General features: G+C 62.6%; 10 protein-coding genes. 7 read left to right on the top strand and 3 right to left on the bottom strand.

The window, feature by feature from the left end; translation table 11 throughout:
• Positions 1-55 precede the first annotated feature (55 nt).
• The 3 genes from atzF to AADZ55_RS12860 are packed head-to-tail and all read right to left on the bottom strand — an operon-like array spanning position 56 to position 6,136.
• On the bottom strand, positions 56-1,801 hold the full coding sequence (gene atzF, locus AADZ55_RS12870) for an allophanate hydrolase (protein ID WP_085325363.1): 1,746 nt from the start codon (positions 1,799-1,801) through the stop codon (positions 56-58).
• Positions 1,798-5,415, bottom strand: a complete 3,618-nt coding sequence (uca, locus tag AADZ55_RS12865; RefSeq protein ID WP_085325362.1) for an urea carboxylase — start codon at positions 5,413-5,415, stop codon at positions 1,798-1,800. The genes atzF and uca overlap by 4 nt, the downstream gene beginning before the upstream one ends.
• Before the next feature lie 4 nt (positions 5,416-5,419).
• Complete coding sequence (locus tag AADZ55_RS12860) at positions 5,420-6,136, bottom strand: GntR family transcriptional regulator (protein WP_085325361.1); 717 nt, start codon at positions 6,134-6,136, stop codon at positions 5,420-5,422.
• 2,255 nt (positions 6,137-8,391) lie between these two features.
• On the opposite strand from AADZ55_RS12860, the gene AADZ55_RS12855 reads away from it, so the two are divergent.
• From AADZ55_RS12855 to AADZ55_RS12825, 7 genes are all read left to right on the top strand, one after another.
• Entirely contained in the window at positions 8,392-9,147 is a 756-nt protein-coding gene (locus tag AADZ55_RS12855; protein WP_085325360.1) for a TnsA-like heteromeric transposase endonuclease subunit, read from the top strand.
• Between the two features lie 197 nt (positions 9,148-9,344).
• Positions 9,345-11,195, top strand: a complete 1,851-nt coding sequence (locus AADZ55_RS12850) for a Mu transposase C-terminal domain-containing protein (protein WP_341286193.1) — start codon at positions 9,345-9,347, stop codon at positions 11,193-11,195.
• Between the two features lie 2 nt (positions 11,196-11,197).
• The gene (locus AADZ55_RS12845) at positions 11,198-12,235 is read left to right on the top strand and encodes an ATP-binding protein (protein ID WP_085325358.1); all 1,038 of its coding nucleotides are present in this window, start codon (positions 11,198-11,200) and stop codon (positions 12,233-12,235) included.
• Between the two features lie 2 nt (positions 12,236-12,237).
• Positions 12,238-13,062: a hypothetical protein gene (locus AADZ55_RS12840; protein ID WP_242670165.1), complete on the top strand. Its 825-nt coding sequence runs from the start codon at positions 12,238-12,240 to the stop codon at positions 13,060-13,062.
• Positions 13,063-13,099: 37 nt separating this feature from the next.
• Positions 13,100-14,650 (top strand): type I restriction-modification system subunit M, encoded by a 1,551-nt coding sequence (locus AADZ55_RS12835; protein ID WP_085325356.1) that lies wholly within the window; start codon positions 13,100-13,102, stop codon positions 14,648-14,650.
• Positions 14,647-15,825 carry a restriction endonuclease subunit S gene (locus AADZ55_RS12830; protein WP_165759387.1) on the top strand — a complete coding sequence of 393 codons (1,179 nt, stop codon included), beginning with the start codon at positions 14,647-14,649 and terminating at the stop codon, positions 15,823-15,825. The genes AADZ55_RS12835 and AADZ55_RS12830 overlap by 4 nt, the downstream gene beginning before the upstream one ends.
• Positions 15,825-19,631, top strand: coding sequence for an HsdR family type I site-specific deoxyribonuclease (locus tag AADZ55_RS12825; protein ID WP_085325355.1), 3,807 nt, complete (start codon positions 15,825-15,827; stop codon positions 19,629-19,631). Before AADZ55_RS12830 ends, AADZ55_RS12825 begins: the two co-directional genes overlap by 1 nt.
• Positions 19,632-19,660 lie beyond the last annotated feature (29 nt).

The raw sequence follows: 19,660 nt of genomic DNA, 5'->3' as shown, positions 1-19,660 counted from the left end.
GCGATTAGCCGCCGCCGACCAAGCTCAGATACTGGTCGAGCGCAAAGCGGCGGTCCTAGTGATGGTCCTTGCGTTGCGCGGTTCGGTGGGCGAGATACCGTGTCCAGCTGCCGTGTTCGGTGATGTCGATGGCGGCGGTGGTGGCGTCATGGGTAGCAGTGAACCCCACAACTGTGCTGCCGTCGTCGAGTTCGACACTGGTCAGAGCCATGGGTGTGGGCAGGACGGCCAGGAATCGGCCGAGCCCCGCTTCTGAGAGCTGGTAGAGCTCACCCTGGATCGAAGCACCGCGGCCCGGACTCGTGCGGATGAGGCCGGGCTTGGGTGGTGTGGTGGCTAGTGCGGTGAGGCGGTAGGCGTCGCTGGTACGGATGTCTCGCAGGTAGCGAGCGCCGAGCTTGTCGAGCTGGTGGTGTAGGGGTTGGCCCCGCAAGTGGGCCCCGAACACCGCCAGTGCGACGCCGTGGTCAACTAGCAGCGGCGCGGTGGTGTGGGTGAGGCGTGCGGCCAGGTCGATGAGGACCTGGTCGCTGAAGGTGGGCCCGACGAGCATGACCCCGAACGGCTTCCCGTCGGGCAGGGGCCTAGCGGGCACGGCGACGGCGGCCAGGTCGAGCAGGTTACAAAAGTTGGTGTAGGTGCCCATACGGGTGTTGATGGTGACCGGGTCGGCTGCTACGGCAGCCAGGGTGGGATGTTCGGTGGTGGTGGGCAACAGCAGCGCATCGAATCCGGCCAGTAGATCGGCTGCTGCAGCGCGGGCGTAGACCAGGGAATTGAGGTCGGCGGCGAAGCCAGCACCAGTGGTGTCGCGGGCTGCGGTGATGATCGCGGTAACGGTGGGGTCGGCGCTAGGTGGTGTGGTGGCAAGGAATTCGCCGACGGCGGCGTAGCGTTCGACCACGATCGCGCCGTCGTAGAGCAGTCGGGCCGCCTCGAGCAGCACGGTGATATCGACGGTGTCGATTTTGAACCCGGCGGTGGCGCAGGCCTCGATGGTCTGCTCGAACGCGTCGTGGTAGCCGACGCTCAGGTCGGTGAGGTTGGCCGGTGCCGGGATGGCGAGGGTGGGCTGCTCGGGGGCGGCCAGGGCAACATCAGCGGGCCAGCTGCGGCTGCGGGGGTCGCGTGGGTCGGGGCCGGCCATGATTGCTGCGGCGGTGGCTGAGGTGGTCAGGTCGGCCGCGAATACGGTGAGGGCGTCGTAGTCGGCGCAGGCGGGCACAACACCGTGAGTGGGGATGATTCCAAGGGTGGGTTTGATCCCGATGATGCCGTTGAGGGCGGCGGGGACCCGCCCTGAGCCGGCGGTGTCGGTGCCGATCCCGAGATCGGCGATGCCGAGTGCGACCGCGACCGCCGACCCTGAACTGGATCCACCGGAGATCAGTTCGGGGTGATTCGCATTGCGCACCGCACCATAGGGGCTGCGAGTGCCGACCAGGCCGGTAGCGAACTGGTCGAGGTTGGTCTTGCCGAGGATGATCGCCCCGGCGTCGATCAGCCGTTGTACGGCGGCGGCGGTGGTGTCGGGGGTGTAGACGAAGTCGGGGCAGGCCGCGGTGGTGGGCAGTCCGGCGACGTCGATGTTGTCTTTGACCGCGACCAGCAGCCCGGCCAGCGGCAGCCATTCTCCGGCGGCGACACGCTGTTGCACGGTGGCCGCATCGGTCAACGTGTCGGCTTTGTCGCGCAGCGTGATCCATACTTCGGGTCGGTCGGTCTCGGCGATGCGCTGGTAGGCAGCGTGGACCCGGTCGGTCGGAATGGGCTGGACGGTGGTGTCCGGGTGGGTGGTCATGGCGTGGCTCCGATCACGGCCAGCGGGGTGCCGGGTTGCACCGGGTTGCCGGGTGCGGCGAGCACCCGCAGGACGGTGCCGGTGGTCGGGCTAGGCACGGGTAGTTCAAGTTTCATGGCTTCCAGCACGGCTACGGTATCGCCTTCGATGACATGTTGTCCTTCTTCGATGTCGATACGCCACACGTTGCCGACCATGGGTGCGGTAATGACGTGGGCTCCGGGTGGTAGGCCGGCCAGCGCGGTGTCGTCGGGCTCGGCCACGGTGACGGTGTCGGTGATATCGCGGTCGAATTCACCGGCCTGTTGCCAGGCGCGGCGTTCGGCGGCGAACGCGGCGGCCTGGCGGGTTTCGAACGCGGCGATGGAGTCGGCGTCTTCGGTCAGGAAGTGGCGATAGTGGGCCAGCGCGAAAGCGCCGTCGGTGATTTCGATGTCGAGGCGGCCGGCGCGGGCGGCGGCGCGTTGCTCGTCGAGTTGGTCGGCGGTGACTGGTTCCCACACGATGCGGTCGAAGAACCGAAACAGCCACGGAATGCCGGGTTCGAATGGGGGGTGCTGGCGGTAGCTGGACCAGATGGGGATGGTGCGGCCGACCAGTTGGTAGCCGCCGGGTGAGGCCATCCCGTACACGCACAGGTATTTGCCGCCGATCCCGACCGCATCGGCCGGGGTCCAGGTGCGTGCCGGGTTGTATTTGGTGGTCACCAGCCGGTGGCGTGGGTCGAGCGGAACCGCCAGCGGCGCACCGAGATACACATCTCCCAGTCCCAGGACCAGGTATTGGGCGTCGAACACTGTTTGGCGTACATCGTCGATGCTGTCGAGGCCGTTGATCCGGCGGATGAATTCGACGTTGGATGGCAACCACGGTGCACTGTCGCGCACCCCGCTCCTGTACCGGCCGATCGCCTCCCTGATCGAGGGGTCGTCAAACGACAAGGGCAGGCGGATGGAGCGGCTGGGCACGACCAGGTCGCCCGTGGCGGGCAGGTCGTGTTCCAACTCGGTCAACAGACCGAGCAGCCGCCGTTGCGGCAGCACGTCTGGGTCGGTGTGGATGTGCAGTGATCGCACTCCGGGGGTGACATCGATGACCCCTGCGGGGGCGGCCGCGGCGAGTGCCTGGGTCAGGGCGTGCACTCGCATCCGCAAACCCAGGTCGAGCACCATGTCGCCGTACTCGACGAGGATATTGTCATCGCCGCCGCGCAGATAAGCCACTGAGGGCCGGTCGCCGTCACCGTCGAGGGTACCGAGGATTCCCCGATCGGCCAGCGCCGCACCAGAGTTGGTGACGGTGCCAGGCGCTCGGGCGGCGGTGGTGCGCAGTGTGGTGGCGGTGTCGTCATCGACAGGCACGAACTGCACGGTGTCACCCGGGCGCAGCTGGCCCAGCTGCCAGCGGTGTCCGGCCACCACAGTCAGCGGGCAGGCGAACCCGCCCAGGCTGGGACCGTCGGGGCCGAGCAGGATTGGGGTATCTCCGCTGACGTTCAGCGCCCCGACACTGTAGGGGTTGTCGTGGAGGTTGGATGGATGCAGGCCGGCGTCGCCGCCGTCGCTGCGCGACCACACCGGCTTGGGTCCTTGCAGCCGGATTCCGGTGCGGTTGGCGTGGCTGCCCACCCGCCACGGATGGTCATAGAACTGGGTCATGTCGGCGTCGGTGAAGTAGGACGGTGCTGTCTGGGGGCCTTCGCCGACGGCGAGTTGCCAGGCATGGGTGAACCGGGGCCGCTGCTCGATCGGGACCGGGTGTGGTGGGTGCAGCGAGTCCGGATCGATCGGGGCGATTCCAAGGACATCGCCGTCAGCCAGGGCTTTGCCCGTGATACCGCCGAATCCGCCCAGGGTGAACGTGGCGGCGCTGCCGTGATAGGCGGGGGCGTCGATGCCGCCGCGCACCGCCAGATAGGTGCGCAGCCCGGTGTCGGTGGGGGCGGCGATGTCCAGCACCGCCCCGGCGCTGACGTCGACTGGCTCCCACATCGGCACGGGTGTCTCGTCGATAGTCACCGTGGTTGGTGCACCGGTGACACAGATCACCGCGGGCCCGGAAAACCGCAGTCGTGGTCCGTGCAGGGTGCATTCCAGTCCCGGCGCTGTGCCGGGATTTCCCACCGCGGTGTTGGCCAGGGTGAACGACAGGTCATCCATCGGCCCTGACGGCGGAATTCCTACCTCCCACAAGCCGATCCGCCCGGGATAGTCCTGCACGGTGGTCATCGTGCCCGCCCGCAACACATCGATGCGGCGGTGTGACCACGTCACCTCCGGCAGTGTCGCGGTGGTGTGGGCCGCGGCGCGAAACACCGCATCGTCGGTGGCGGCGCGCAGCTGCGGAAGATTGGTCTGCACCCCATAAATCCGGGTATCGGCCAGTGCGGACGCCAACCGGTCCAGTGCCTCATCGCGGGTGGTCCCCGGCGCGATCACTTTAGCCAGCAGCGGATCGTAGAAGGCGCTGACGTCGGTGCCAGTGTCAATCCAGGTGTCCACCCGGGCATCGGTGGGAAACCGTGCCGCCGTGACTAGGCCAGCGCTGGGGCGGTGGCCATGACCGGGATCCTCGGCATAGACGCGGGCCTCCACGGCCCAGCCGCGCTGCGGCGGGCCGGTGTCCGGCAGTTCGTCGAGCATGGCCGTGTCGCCGCCGGCGGCCCGCAGCATCCAGGTCACCAGATCCACGCCGGTGATGGCTTCGGTGACTGGATGCTCGACCTGCAGCCGGGCGTTGACCTCGAGAAATGATGCCACGCTGCGATCGGCGTCGTAAACGAACTCCACGGTGCCAGCCGAGCGATAGTCGACCGATGCCGCCAACGCCCGCGAGGCGGTCGTCAACTCGTCGGCCACCTCCTCGGGCAGTAGCGGGGCTGGTGCTTCCTCGATCACTTTCTGGTTGCGCCGCTGCAGCGTGCAGTCCCGGGTGCCCAGGCTGAGCACCCGGCCGGCGCCGTCCCCGAACACCTGGACCTCCACATGCCGGGCGCGGGTGATGAATCGCTCCAAGAACACGCCGTCGGCCGAGAAGTTGGCCGCGGCCAACCGTTGCACCCGGTCATAGGCAGCGCGCAGCTGCTGGGCGTTGTGGCAGGCCTGCATGCCGATCCCGCCGCCGCCGCCCACCGCCTTGATCATCACCGGAAAACCGACCCGGTCGGCTTCGGCGACAGCGTGCTCGACCGAGTCGAGCAGGCCGCTGCCGGCCAGCAGCGGCACCCCCGCCGACCGCGCGGCCTCGCGGGCAGTGTGCTTGTCACCGAAAATCTGCAGTTGCTCCGGTGTGGGCCCGACGAACACGACCCCGGCCGCGGTTGCGGCCCTTGCGAAATCGCTGTTCTCCGATAAGAACCCATAGCCTGGATGAATCGCTCCCGCCCCGGTTTGCAGGGCTGCCTCGATGACCAGGTCTGCCCGCAGGTACGACTGGGCCGCCGGGCCAGGACCCAGCCGCACCGCCACATCAGCCATCTGCACATGTGCCGCACCGCCATCAGCATCGGAATACACCGCCACTGTCTTCAATCCCAGAGCGGCCGCGCTGCGCATGATTCGGCATGCGATCTCGCCGCGGTTGGCCACCAGCACCGTGTCGAAATTCAGACTCACCGCGTCACTCCTGTTCGCTCGCCAACGACATCGCCACGATCGCGCGGGTGACCCGGTCCAATACCACGTCCAGCGACTCACCGATGTGTCGATGCAACAGGTCGCGTGCCTGGTCAAGCCCGCCGGCCAGTACCGCGTCGAGGATTTCCAGATGCTCGGCGATGGTGACCTCGATGCGGTTGTTGACCATGAAGTCATACATCCGGACATGCCGGATACGGGCGTTGACCGACTCCAGCGTCCGCACCAACTCGCCGTTGCCGGCCGCGGTCAGCAGCGCGACATGAAACTGTTCGTCGACCACTACAAAACCAGGCTCCTGCACGGGGGGATCTGCTCGCAGTGCCTTCCAGCGTTGCATTTCGGCCAGCAGGATCTCTCGGTCATGCGCCACACCGGGGTTGGTGATCGCCCGCTGAATCCCGGCTAGTTCCAATGTAATCCGCAGCTCATACAGATCACGGATCAGCGGAATGCTCGGCCGCACCGGACTGAACCCGAACTCCTGGCGTTGCAACAACCCATCAGCACACAACCGGGCCAATGCCTCGCGTACCGGGGTGCGCGACATCCTGAACCGGGCCGCCACTTTCGGCTCCGTGATTCGCTGATACAGCGGCACAGCACCGTTCATCAACTCCGCACGCAGCGTCGTGTAGACCGAATCACATAACCGAGCGGCGTGCTCGGTATCCATGGCTGTAGCCGTCGCTGTCGACATGGCTGTATACGCTATGGACCAGCCATTTCGCCAATATCACCCGACGTTACAAGCGTGTTAGAAACCCCTGCGTCCTGGCCCGAGCTCCAGCCGATGACGCGCGACGGTCTAGCGCAAACCGGCGCGGGATCTGGTGATAAGGCAGAGAGGAGGCTATTCGGGCACCGGAATGCCGAACTGGACCAGCGTTGGACACACGAGGCGACTCACTTGCGGTCCTTATAGGGCACGAAGCGCCGGCGGCCCGAAAATCAGCGCCGTGACCTGCGCTGTCTTTGGTCGGTCGATGTGTCACAGGCCATATTCTTTGACCCGCTGTGCGACAACTATATTGAGCGGGTCTTCGTGGTTTCGATCACATTTGTCACAGAGCATTGTGCGAGTTCACTTTTGTCCGTTCTCATTGAGTCCGGCGAAGGGGCGCCTTCCATGTCTTGTGGTTCCTGCCAGCCTGGCCACGCAAGTCCCCGCAGATCGCCGCTGCCGTTGCTGCACCTGCGTGGGCTGTCCAGCAGGGATTTCGGGCCCGCGTTGGAGCAGTTCTTGGAGCCAGCCATAGCGGCTCCGGTGCCCGACGCGATTAGGTGGCCTTGGGTCCGCTAGGAGTACCACCAGTGCCGAAGCGTACTGTCAGTGCCCACGCCAAAGACGTCTAAGCGACCTGCTTGCCACGAGACTGCACTCAGTCCACCGCGCGCACCGACAGAAGAGCCCCCGAGGGACTCCGGCCGTGCGTTGTGACCCCAACCATTGTCGTACCACCAGTGCTGAAGCGTCGCGGCACCAGCGAAAATGTCTAGCCGACCGGCACCCCACGAGACGGCACTCAGTCCAGGAGTAGTACCTGTCAATCGGCCCCCCAGAGACTCTTGACCCCAACCGTTCTCGTACCACCAGTGTTGGAGCGTGGCGTTGTCAGCAGAAACGCCGAAGATGTCGAGCCGACCGGCACGCCAAGAGACAGCACTTAGTGGAGCGCCAATTAATCTGCCCCCCAGGGACTCTGGTTGTGCGTTGTGACCCCAACCGTTCTCGTACCACCAGTGTTGGAGCGTGGCGTTGTCAGCAGAAACGCCGAAGATGTCGAGCCGACCGGCACGCCAAGAGACAGCACTTAGTGGAGCGCCAATTAATCTGCCCCCCAGAGACTCTGGTTGTGCGTTGTGACCCCAACCGTTCTCGTACCACCAGTGCTGGAGCGTGGCGTTGTCGGCAGAAATGCCGAAGATGTCGAGTCGACCGGCACGCCAAGAGACGGCACTCAGTGGACCACCAATTTCGCCTATTAAATTTCCCCCCAAGGACTCTGGCCAGCCTGGCCAGGGCTCGTTACCCCAAGCATTGTCGTACCACCAGTGCTTAAGTCTGCGGTCAGTGCCAATGCCAAAGATGTCGAGGCGACCGGGTCGCCAAGAGACGGCACTCAGTCCGTTGTGAGCCAACAAGTTTCCCCCCAGGGACTCGCGACCCCAACCGTTCTCGTACCACCAGTGCTTAAGTCTGCGGTCAGTGCCAATGCCAAAGATGTCGAGGCGACCGGGTCGCCAAGAGACGGCACTCAATCCATTTTGAGCCAAGTTTCCCCCCAGGGATTCCGGCCCGTTCCAACCCATAACAGACTCCATTCACAGGTGTACGCAGCTGCAAGGAATGGCGCGTCCGGTGGCGTGCCCATTACCCCCCCGCAAGTAATATCGCTACACACGCCGCCCCGCTGTGTCAAGGGCGGATGAACACCCCCGAGGGCCGGCAATTGCTTTCCTCTTCCGTGCGGTTCTATCAGGCAACCAAGGGCCGAACCCGGCGCAGATCGGGAAGCGGTGCTTACTGCAAAGGGGGATCGCCATACTGCGTCACAGTGACGTAATGGATCGCCCGTTGCCCGGGCATGCGGGAACCCAACCGCAAGACCATGGTCTCGACGTTCCGGCTGTGGGATTGTTGCATTGAAGGTCGGCTGTGGGGGCCCCGGCGAATCGATCCGTCACTGTGACGGAACTGCCGTCGGCTGCCTGAGACAACTGCGCGCAAGATGTGCGAGTGAGTTCATCTGAATACCGATAAGCGACATTATGTCAGGTAAAGTACCGCATATTGCAGCAGATGAATCAACGGTCCCTGTCCTGTCTCGATATAGATGGCGGTTTTCGCAAAATATCTGGCGGACTTCGGCGTGTTGCTGTTTTCTCAGTAAAGCTGGCGGTACTGTCGGACCGCGACTGTAACCTCCCGGCAGGTGGTTCAAAGGGGGCCAGATGGCAGCTCCACGTCTGCGTTCGCTACCGCGGAACGCCACGGACGTTACGCGGGTGCTGGCGTGCGTCGACGGGACCGTTCAGAACATGCCGCTGTCGCCCGACGTCGGGTCGGTGCGGGTCGAGCGTGCGACCCCGATCCGTGAGTTCTTCTCCTGGCCGGGCAAACGGAACTACGAGGGCCTGTACTGGTCAAGCACAAACCGTGGGCACGTTGACTTCGAGTCCCTCCTCGAGCGTGAGTACCTACTGTCGGCAGATACCGCGACCGACGTCGTTGCCATCGCGGCTCAGCCGTTGGCACTGCTGTGGCCACGAGGCACAAGCGGTCATCACGACCATGTACCTGACTTCTTCGTTCGGCTTTCCGGCGGTGACGGACGGGTTGTTGACGTTCGGCCTTCGGAGCGAGCCGAGAAGAATGCCGAACAGTTCGCCCTGACGCGCAATGCATGCGACGAAATCGGTTGGCAATATGAGGTCTTCACCGGACTTGCGTCAGAGCATGCGCGCAACCTGCGCTGGCTCGCCGGATACCGGCATGACCGCAACGCTCCCTCCATGGACACTGCCGAGTTGATCCGAGACTGCTTCGAAAGGCCACTTTCGCTGCACGACGGTCTCCGCCGCCTGAGCACAGCGACGTGTCTGAGCACCGACCTCCTAACGGCCAACGTGCTGCACCTGATATGGCGTCAGATCCTGTCGACGGATCTGAGCCGGACGTTGTCGATGTCCAGCCAGGTGTGGGCATGAAGTCCGTTCGCCTATTCGACTGCCTGCAATATGACGGCCAAACTTGGCAGGTCGTAGCCCAGGACGGCCCGGAGCTAGCGCTGAAAGACCTTATGTCAGGCCGGATTCGCCGGATCGGAGTCGCCGAACTGCTCGGCGACGACAGCTTTCTCCCTGACGTTCCAGACCGGCTTCCCCGCCTTGACTCGGCTGCGGTCTTGGAGACGCTCGACCCTGAGGCTCGCCGACGCGTTCTCTTCCTCCGTCGCCATGTCGTCGAAGTGCTTACCGGTACCCCTCCAGCGGATCTCGACGGCCACAACGAGGAAGATGCACCGCCGTCCCGTCGGGAGTACGACCCCAATCTTCCACTCAAGGAACGGATTGCTGCGAAGGTGTCCGAGCTGGCGGCGGCTAATACAGCCATCGGCTTCCGGAGTCTGGAGCGTTACATCAAGGCGTATCGCAATGACGGTGTTGCCGGCCTGGTCGACGGACGCATACAGAGGCAGGCCTCTCCGACCGGGCGAATCGAGCCAGCAGTCGCATCTCTGCTCGAAAACGCCGTAAGGGCGCAAACGAACCTCTCGACCGGAACTCGCTCTCGCGTAATCAAGCAGGTCAGCTTAGAAGCTACCCAGCTGGGCTTGCCGGTGCCCTCGCGTTCGACTCTGTATCGCGCGCTGGACAATCTCGAGAAATCTCGGCATCCCTTCGGAAATGCGACAACTCGGCGAACACAAGCCAACCGACCGAACCGAACATGGGGGCGCCAGGCGCCATCGCGGCCTGGTGAACTTACCGAAGTCGACAGCACGCCAATGGATCTGTTGGTCATCTACCCCGATGGGTCCACTGGACGTGTGGACCTCACGGTGATGCTCGACATCGCCACGCGAACCTTGTGCGCAGCGATTCTGCGGCCTGTCGCTACCAAGAGCGTCGACGCCGCAGTACTTCTCGCCCGGGCACTCACGCCCCTACCGATGCAGCCCGGATGGCAACCATCCGTAGCATTTTCACGTTCCATCCTTCCCGCCGGCATGATCCAGGGCGACGAAGAAATTCGGACCAGCGTTGCGGCCAAACCCGTGATCGTGCCCGAGTCGATCACCGTAGACCGCGGCAAGGTCTACGTCGGCTCCACTTTCCTCAATGCATGCGAGCGATTGCAGATCAGCGTGACCAAGGCCGCGCCCCGCACGCCTACCGATAAACCCCACGTTGAGCGAGTCTTTGCGGCGATCAACAGCGGATTCACCCAATACCTCGCCGGGTACGTCGGACGCAACGTCGTGAACCGCGGCGCATCGCCTCAGGCGGAAGCTATCTGGACGCTGGCCGAGGCACAGAACTTGCTGGATCTCTGGATCGTCGCGGTATGGCAGAACAAGCCCCACCCAGGACTCCGCCACCCCGCGATGCCGAAGAAGGATCTCACCCCGAACGAGGCCTACGCGGCGCTGGCCTCGGTCGCACCAACAATCAATATGGCGCTGGATCGTGACGACTACATCGGCTTACTTCCGGTGACCTACCGGACGATCCAGGGCTACGGCATCAACTTCGAAAGCTTGCACTACGACAGCCCAGCGCTGCACCCCTACCGTGGCGTCAAGAGCGGCTTGCCGCTCCCAGCGAACGACAGATGGGAAGTCCGATATGACCCCTATCGATTGCAGTCGATTTTCGTCCGTGACCATTTTCGGGGCGAATGGATCGAGGCCGATTGGAGCCTCGCCAAACAGGCGCCGGCGCCGTTCTCCCTCGATGTTCTGCGCGCCGCCCGCCGGGCAGTAGAGCGCCGCGGCGACGCCCCCAGCGGGGTTGACGTCCTCGCGGAGATCAGCCGCATCCAGACCGGTGGTGCGCGCACGGTCAAGGAACAGCGAGCGGCGAAGCGCGACAGCGTGAACAAGCCCGTGGTGCCACCGCTCTCCCCCGTCACCGACGGAACTCGTTCAGAGGCGGAGACGGAACACTTGGCGAGTGTTTCTGCGGTCAACGAGACCGCTGCGTCCCCACCCCGTCGGCCAGCACGACGTATCGATGACGAGGGCGAGGAGTAGCCGTGGCCGTACCCGATTCGCTGGCGGCGTGGCGGGAGTTTGTCAACCGACGCAACGTCGAGCCCGTGCATCTCACTATGAAGCAAATCAATGCGCTCTCCCCTGCCCGGAGAGAGGAGTACGACCAGGAGCGTTTTGCGTGGCTTGGCGCGGATGTCGTGTTGGAGACGCCTGATACCGAGGCGTTGTCACGTCAGACTCGTGTCTTGATGGCGAGGAACTCCGCGGAGTCCGCCACCGCGCGACGTGGGCTTGCGATCTCTGGGTCTGCGGGTCGCGGCAAGTCGACCGCTGCCCTGCTGATCGGTCGTCGGCACGAGCGGATGATGCGCGCCAAGTTCAACCGTTACGACGACGGCTTCGCTCCGGTGGTCTATACAGTCGTCCCGCCGGGCACGACGCCGAAGATGATGATGTTGGCGTTCGCCAACTTCCTTGGTCTCCTCGTGCCTAACCGGTCCACGGCACAAGACCTCACGGAGCAGATCGTCGGTGTTATGCGGAGCCTGTCTGTTTCGCTTGTCCTCGTCGATGAGGTACACAACCTCAAGACCAATCACCAGGCGGGCAGCGAAGCGGCTTCAGCACTGAAGGTGTTCTCGGAGCGACTTGATGCGACGTTCATCTACGCCGGCATCGACCTGTTGCAGGCCGATTTGTTCGCCGGTCATATGGGACGCCAGCTCAAGGGCCGAATGACCGTGCACCAGATGAGGAAGTACGAATACGGCACGAAGGCGCAACGAGGCAAGTGGGCCGAACTCGTTCTGGGTGTTGAAGCCCTCCTCCCCCTCGGACGCCACGCCGCCGGATCACTCGAAACCGAGGCGACCTACCTCTACGACCGCACCGGCGGTTCCATCGGATCACTTCGCGCCTTGCTGAACGACGCAGCAATCGCCGCGATTATCAGCGGCGAGGAGCTGGTCAATAGGAAGCTGCTAGATATGACGTCTACCGATTTCGCGGCTGAGGAGGCTGCAGCGCGGACGGTCGCCGTCGACACGGCTACCCCAACGCCACTGAGGCGGGCGGAATGAGCATGGCACCTCTCCCCGTGCGCACCCGTCTATACCACGGCGAAAACCTGGACTCCTATGTTCGGCGCCACGCCGCTCGGAACTTCTGCATGCCGTCCGATATCGAACATGCCTTGCGGGAACGTGGGGTCGTCCGTTCTAGGCAGCGACGCAATCCTGATCGTCTGCAGGCATGGCGAGACCTCGGTGGGCTTCGATCAGATGCGTTCACCGCGCCCGAGCGCGTGCTCGACCAAGAGGTGACCGAGCGAGCTCTGTGCCTCCGCTGCACAAAGGGTGAGCCCGCTCGCGGAAGGCTCGCGGGCATCGGGCTCGTCTGCGTACGGCACCGGCAGTGGCTCGGCTCTCCGCAGATCGACCTGCACGGCTACTACCCTGCACTCGCCGCAGAGCGACACTTTCGGCGCCACCTGGGGCCCCGCGATGTCCTGCACGATTCCCTGCCGATGCTGATCGGCCGAGAGTGTGCCAGCCCAGGGATCATCGGAGCCAGCGAGATCGCCCGCCGTAGAAACCAGTTCGGCATCGATGACGTCAATGCGCTGACGTATTCAGAGCAAGTCAAGATCGCACGATTACTTGCCCTGCCCGGATTCCTCCGCGCAGCGACCGATCCTGACACTGACGCGACTCAGCGCAATGCGTTGGTCGCGAGAGAAGTGGAGAAGGTAATCCCCGCTCGCAACGATGCGGAACCGTGGCGAGCGACCAACCGCGTCTGGACGGCAGTGACGCACCTGGCCGCACGTCGGCGGGATGCCCGCATTTATGGGGTTCCGATGCGGGACACCTACTACAACATTTTGCGGTTCATTGATGCACCTTGAATGAGAGCCCCGTGCGGGGCAAGGAAGGCGAGACAGTTTGAAAACCGATGATCTTGCACAAGTCCGTCGCACGCTCTGGGCCGCCGCCGACGAGCTGCGTGCGAACTCGACGCTTTCCCCCGCCGAGTATCGGGGCCCAGTGCTTGGGCTGATCTTCCTCGCCTATGCGGAGTTTCGGTTCGAGCAGGTCCGGCCCGAGTTGGAGGCCAAGGCCACGGCCCGCCGGCCGGTGACACCGGACGACTATCGCGCCAAGTCGGCGCTATATGTGCCCGACGCGGCCCGCCTCTCGCACCTGGTCGACCTTCCTGAGAGCCAGAACCTCGGCAAGGCGATCGACGAGGCGATGAAGGCGATCGAGGAGGCGAACCCAGAACTGCGCGACGTGCTGCCGCGGGGTTACCAACGCATGGAGAAGTCCACGCTCACCGAGCTGTTGCGGCTGTTCGCTCCGCTGCCGCGCCAGCTGTCCGGTGATGCGTTCGGCCTTATCTATGAGGACTTTCTGTCTAACTTCGCGGCCAGCGAGGGCCGTCTCGGCGGTGAGTTCTTTACTCCCTACTCGATTGTCCGGCTGATCGTGGAGATCATCGAGCCGTTCCACGGACGGGTGCTCGATCCTGCGTGCGGGTCCGGTGGCATGTTCGTGCAATCCGCAAAGTTCGTTGAGCGACATCATAAGTCGGCTGCCCGAGAGCTCTCGGTGTTCGGCGTCGAGCAGAAGGAGGGAACGGTTCCGCTTGCGAAGATGAACCTCGCACTCCACGGGTTGTCGGGTGACATTCGCCTCGGTAACAGTTACTACGAGGATCCACACGATTCGGTGGAAGCATTCGACTTCGTCATGGCGAACCCCCCATTCAACGTGGACAAGGTCGACAAGGACAAACTGGCCGGCGACAAGCGTTTCGCGTTCGGGGTTCCAAAGCCTGACAACGCAAACTACTTGTGGATTCAGCTTTTTAACTCAGCGTTGAGCACCAAGGGGCGCGCTGGGTTCGTCATGGCGAACTCGGCCGGTGATGCGGGGCACTCGGAACGAGACATTCGGCAGAAGTTGATTGAATCCGGCGCGGTCGATGTGATGGTCGCGATCGGTACGAACTTCTTCTACACCGTCACTCTGCCGGTGACATTGTGGTTCCTCGACCGCGGTAAGTCAGGGACGGAGCGCGAAGACGCGGTTTTGTTCATCGATGCGCGGCACCTTTACCGACAGATTGATCGCGCGCACCGGGACTTCCTTCCAGAACAGATCGAGTTCCTCGCCAACGTTGTTCGACTCTATCGCGGCGAACAGCTTGAGACTGCCGACGGCAGCGCAGCACTTGTTAACGAGTACTTTCCGGATGGGAGGTACGTCGATATTCCGGGGCTATGCAAGACCGCAACCCGCTCCGAGATTGAAGCACAAGGCTGGAGCCTCAACCCGGGGCGCTATGCCGGGACTGCAGCAGTCGAGGAAGATGGTGAGGACTTCCTCGAGAAGGTCGCTGGCTTGTACGAGGAATTCTCACGGCTCAGCGACGAAGCCCTCGTGCTTCGAGCCCAAGTCGATGCTGCTGTCCAGGGAGTTTTGGACGCGTGAGCGAGAATCGTGCAATCGGGGACTTGATTGAAGCTCTGATCGATTACCGAGGCAAGACTCCACCCAAGTCACCGTCCGGCGTCCCACTGATAACAGCGAAGGTGATTAAGGGCGGCATCATTCTGCCAGAACCTCGCGAGTACATCGCGGAAGAAATCTACGACAGCTGGATGCGGCGTGGCTTACCGAGTGCGGGTGACATTCTCATTACTACAGAAGCGCCGCTCGGCGAAGTTGCGCAGGTAGGGAGTGATGCGCGCATCGCGCTGGCGCAGCGGGTGATTCTGTTGAGACCCGACTGCGCGAAAGTTGACCCGCAATTCTTTTTTCACTATCTGAGGTCGCCGCAGGCCCGAGCAAGCCTTATGCGCCGTGCCAGCGGAACCACCGTGAGCGGCATTCGGCAACCTGAACTACGAGCGGTAGTGGTTCCTCTGCTGCCTCGTCCGATGCAGGAGATTGTTGGGCGAATCCTTGACGTGCTCGATGGCCTGATCAAGAACAATGGGCGACGAGTCCAGGTACTGGAAGAGATCGTGCGGACAAGCTACCGCGAGTGGTTTGTACGGTTCCGGTTTCCCGGCCACGAGGACGTGCCTCTGGTTGACTCGTCTGTCGGTCCAATCCCCGAGGGCTGGCACGCCCTCACCCTGGGCGGAGTTATCGAACTGAAGTATGGAAAGGCGCTGAAGGCCGATGCCCGCAGTGGTGGTGACGTTGCAGTCGTGGGTTCATCCGGCATTGTTGGGTGGCACAATGATGCCCAAGTCGCCGGTCCAGCAATTGTCGTCGGAAGAAAGGGCAATGTTGGCAGCGTGACATGGATCGATGGTCCGTGCTGGCCAATCGATACGACATACTTCGTCGAGTCGGCTCTGCCGTTCAGATTCATCGTCGAACAACTGCGCCGAACGGAGTTCCTCAATACCCACGCCGCAGTTCCGGGTCTGAGCCGCGACCTCGCCTACAGCAAGCCATTCATTAGACCTCCTGATCGACTGATGATCGAGTTCGCCAAGATGTCCGAAGCGTTAGCCTCGGAAGGTTCAGCGTTGGAACGGCAAAATCAGTGCCTTGCAAAGATGCGAGACCTGCTCCTGCCAAAGCTCGTCACTGGGCAAATCGACATCTCCCGGCTGGATCTAGACTCGCTGGCCCAAGGGGCGGTGGCGTAATGACAGGGCCGTACACCGAAGCTGGTCTGGTGGAGCGGCCCAGCCTCGCCTTGCTTGAACAGCTTGGCTGGACTGTCGTTAGCGGATTCCAAGAAACCTTCGGCCCTGGAGGAACTTTGGGCCGCGAATCGATGCACGATGTCGTGCTTACGCATCGGCTCCGCGATGCCCTCCGTGACCTAAATCCGCTCATCCCCGAGACAATTCGCGAGGAAGCGCTAACCGCTATCGCGCGGGACCGGTCGCTGATGGACAGGGTGCGCGCGAATCGGGAAGTCTACAAGCTGTTGCGTGACGGTTACCGTGCCGAGTGGACGGACGAACACGGCGAGCGGCGGTACGCGACGGTGCAGTACGTCGACTTTCGTGTTTCGACGAAGAACGAGTGGGTCGCCGTTCCGCAAATGTGGTTCGCAGGCGACCTGTACCGTCGACGGACCGATACGGTGCTGTTCGTCAACGGCATCCCATTGGTGCTGTTTGAATTTAAGGACCCCAACCGCCCTGTGAAGGCGGCATACGACGAGAACCTCACCGACTACCGCGACACAATTCCACAGCTTTTCGTGCCAAACGGACTCATCGTTCTCTCCAACGGACGAGACGCGAAGGTTGGGGCTACCTACGCATCGTGGGAGTTCTTTGGTGACTGGACCGTTATCGACGCCCAGAGCAACCGCGGCGGCATCGCCTTGGAGACTGCGATCCGAGGCACCTGCACGCCGCACATCCTGCTGGACCTAATCGAGAACTTCGTCGCCTACATCGAAAGGCCGGGCGGCCTGATCAAGGCGGTCGCTCGTAGCCATCAGCACCACGGTGTCAATGCCGCGATCGACAACCTTTACCAGGTGCGTGGGACAGGTGACAAGCGGCTCGGCGTCTTTTGGCACACGCAGGGTTCAGGCAAGTCGCTCTCGATGTTGTGGTTCACGCAGAAGGTCCTGCGGCAGATTCCGGGCGCGTGGACCTTTGTGATTGTCACAGACCGCACAGAACTCGACCTTCAGTTGCATGGCGAGTTCGCCGACGCCGGCGCGATACCTGCGGAAGCCAAGGTCCACGCCTCCTCCATCGCCCACCTGCGCGAGTTACTCTCCGCAGACCACCGCTATGTCTTCACGCTGATCCACAAGTTTCAACCGGGCAAGGGCGAGAAGTCGATGCCGGTGCTGTCGGACCGATCTGACGTCATAGTCATCACCGACGAAGCACACCGAAGCCAATACGACACTCTCGCACTGAATATGCGACGCGCGTTGCCAAATGCTTCCTTCATGGGCTTCACCGGAACCCCGCTGATCGTCGGTGAGGAGCTCACCAAGCAGCAGTTCGGCGATTACGTCAGTACATACAACTTCCGCGCCGCCATCGAAGACGGAGCGACAGTTCCGCTCTACTACGAGAACCGAATACCAGAGCTGCAGCTCGTCAATGAGGATTTCGAGGAAGAACTCGAGAGTCTCTTGGAGGCGGCAGAACTCGACGAGGCAGCAGAAGGCCAGCTCGCTCGGCGATTCGGCAAGCAGTACACCCTGCTGACCCGTCCAGAACGGCTCCGCAAGATTGCGCAAGACCTCGTCACGCATTTTGTAGGACGTGGTTTCACGGGCAAGGCGATGTACGTCGGACTGGATAAAGCCGCCGCAGTTCGCATGTACGACTACGTACGTGCGGCATGGGATGAGCACCTTGCAGAATTGCGGACGCAGCACGACGCCCTCCCTGAGCTCGAAAGGCCCTGGCTGGCAAGTCGAATCAAACTAATGGAGACGACGGATATGGCAGTTGTCGTCTCCCAGGGCCAGAACGAAATAGCCGCACTCGACAGCGTCGGCTTGGACATCCGTCCGCACCGCGAGCGGATGAACCGCGAGAATCTGGCCGAGAGGTTCAAGGATGCCGAAGATCCATTGCGGTTGGTCTTCGTATGCGCGATGTGGATAACCGGGTTCGACGCTCCCAGCGTGTCGACGATCTATCTCGACCGGCCAATGCGCAACCACACCTTGATGCAGACGATCGCGCGTGCAAACCGGGTGTTCCCGGACAAGGACAACGGCCTGATCGTCGACTACGTCGGCGTGTTCCGAAACCTTGAGAAGGCCTTGGCGATCTACGGCGCCGCGCACGCCGAGAGCGACATTGGGTCGCCGATCCAGGATCTTGATGCGCTGTTTGGCGAGCTGACCTCCGCGATCGACAACCTCGTAGCCTTCTGCGCCGCCCAAGGCGTTGATCTTCCGGCACTTCGTGATGCCTCGGGATTCGAACACATCGCATTGCGTGATGCCGCGGTGGAAGCGCTGTTGGTCGATGAGGATGTGCGCACAACGTTCATGGCCAGCGCACGGCAAGTACGCAAGCTCTTCAAGGGACTACTCCCCGATCCCAAAGCTGCCTCCCTCCAGCAGACTGTGGCTGCAATCCGGGTTGTCGCCGAGCGGATCGCCGATGTAACCCGGCCAGCGAAGGCCGACATATCCGCCGTGTCAGATGCTGTGGACGCACTGCTTGACCGGTCCGTCGGTGCTGAGGAGTACGTCATCCGAGCTGCCGCAGAAGGCAGCGAGCCAGATCCTCTCATCGACCTATCGCAAATCGACTTCGACGCTCTGGCAGCCCAATTCGCTGGACGTAAACGCGCCGAGACCGACCGGCTTGCTGAGTTACTGAAACAGCGGGCAGCATCTGCGGCGACGCGCAACCCGACCCGTTACGACCTCGTTCAGCGGATCGAGGATCTAATCGATGAGTACAACGCCGGCAGCGTCAACATCGATGAGTACCTGCGGCGATTGATCGAGCTTTCTCGCACTCTCACTGATGAGGAGCAACGCGCTGCACGTGAGGACTTGAGCGAAGAAGAGCTGGCCATTTTCGACCTGCTCACCAAGCCTGATCCAGTGCTCACAGACGATGAGCGTGCCGTCGTGAAGTCCAGCGCCAAGCGGCTGCTCTCGCACGTCCATGACAAGGTCGTGCTGGATTGGCGTCGGAAAGCTGCGACAGCCGCTGACGTGAAATCGACTATCCGACAAGTACTGGACGAGACTTTGCCGGCGGACCCATACCCGTTCGATCTGTTCAACTCCAAAGTTCAGGCAGTGTTTGACCACCTCTTGAGCGCGTACGGCGATGACGGATCAACGGTGTACCGCGGGGAACATGTGCAGCCTGTGCCCTCTGGTGTGCCGGTGGCCACCCTTGAGCTGCCGGACTTGGCGAGTATGAGCGATGAAGTGATCGAGCTGATCCGCACCAACGAAGAGATCGCAGCACGCGTTGCGGACGAACTCCACCGGAGAGAAGCGCAGCTACGCACTGTCGAGCAACTGATCGAGAATGATGAGGATTTCTCGGTTGAGTTCAAGTCCACGGCCAGGTGGGATGTTCGGGAAAGCCGAAGGAACAAGGCGATGGAAGACGCAGTGGTCAAGACCATCGCAGCGTTCCTCAACACAGATGGCGGAACCCTCCTGATCGGTGTCGACAACCAGCGTGCGGTCCTCGGGCTCGATCCTGATTATGACTGCGTGAAACCGCCCAATGGCGATGGTTTCGTGAACTGGCTAACCACGCACTTGATCAACGCACTCGGTCACAACCCGACGACTCTGGTGCGGGCCAGAATCGTTGTGCACGAAGGGAAAGAGATATGCCGTGTCGATGTTGGTCGCTACGGTGCTGGGGCGTGGGCGAAAACGAGCAAGGACGAAAGGGTCTTCTTCGTACGCGTGAACAACACGACCCGAGTCTGGCCTGAGGATGATGTCGACGCATACCTCGCGGGGCGGCAAGTTTGATGCGGTGTGGGTCAAATTGTCGCGCTTTC

Source organism: Mycobacterium decipiens, from assembly GCF_963853665.1.
Lineage (GTDB): Bacteria > Actinomycetota > Actinomycetes > Mycobacteriales > Mycobacteriaceae > Mycobacterium > Mycobacterium decipiens.
This window is presented reverse-complemented; position numbering and strand designations above follow the sequence as displayed.

What these genes read in the sequence shown, in the direction of transcription:
- AADZ55_RS12860 (WP_085325361.1), bottom strand. Translation starts at nt 6,136, where the DNA reads ATGTCGACAGCGACGGCTACAGCCATGGATACCGAGCACGCCGCTCGG.
- AADZ55_RS12840 (WP_242670165.1), top strand. Translation starts at nt 12,238, where the DNA reads ATGGCACCTCTCCCCGTGCGCACCCGTCTATACCACGGCGAAAACCTG.
- AADZ55_RS12855 (WP_085325360.1), top strand. Translation starts at nt 8,392, where the DNA reads ATGGCAGCTCCACGTCTGCGTTCGCTACCGCGGAACGCCACGGACGTT.
- AADZ55_RS12825 (WP_085325355.1), top strand. Translation starts at nt 15,825, where the DNA reads ATGACAGGGCCGTACACCGAAGCTGGTCTGGTGGAGCGGCCCAGCCTC.
- atzF (WP_085325363.1), bottom strand. Translation starts at nt 1,801, where the DNA reads ATGACCACCCACCCGGACACCACCGTCCAGCCCATTCCGACCGACCGG.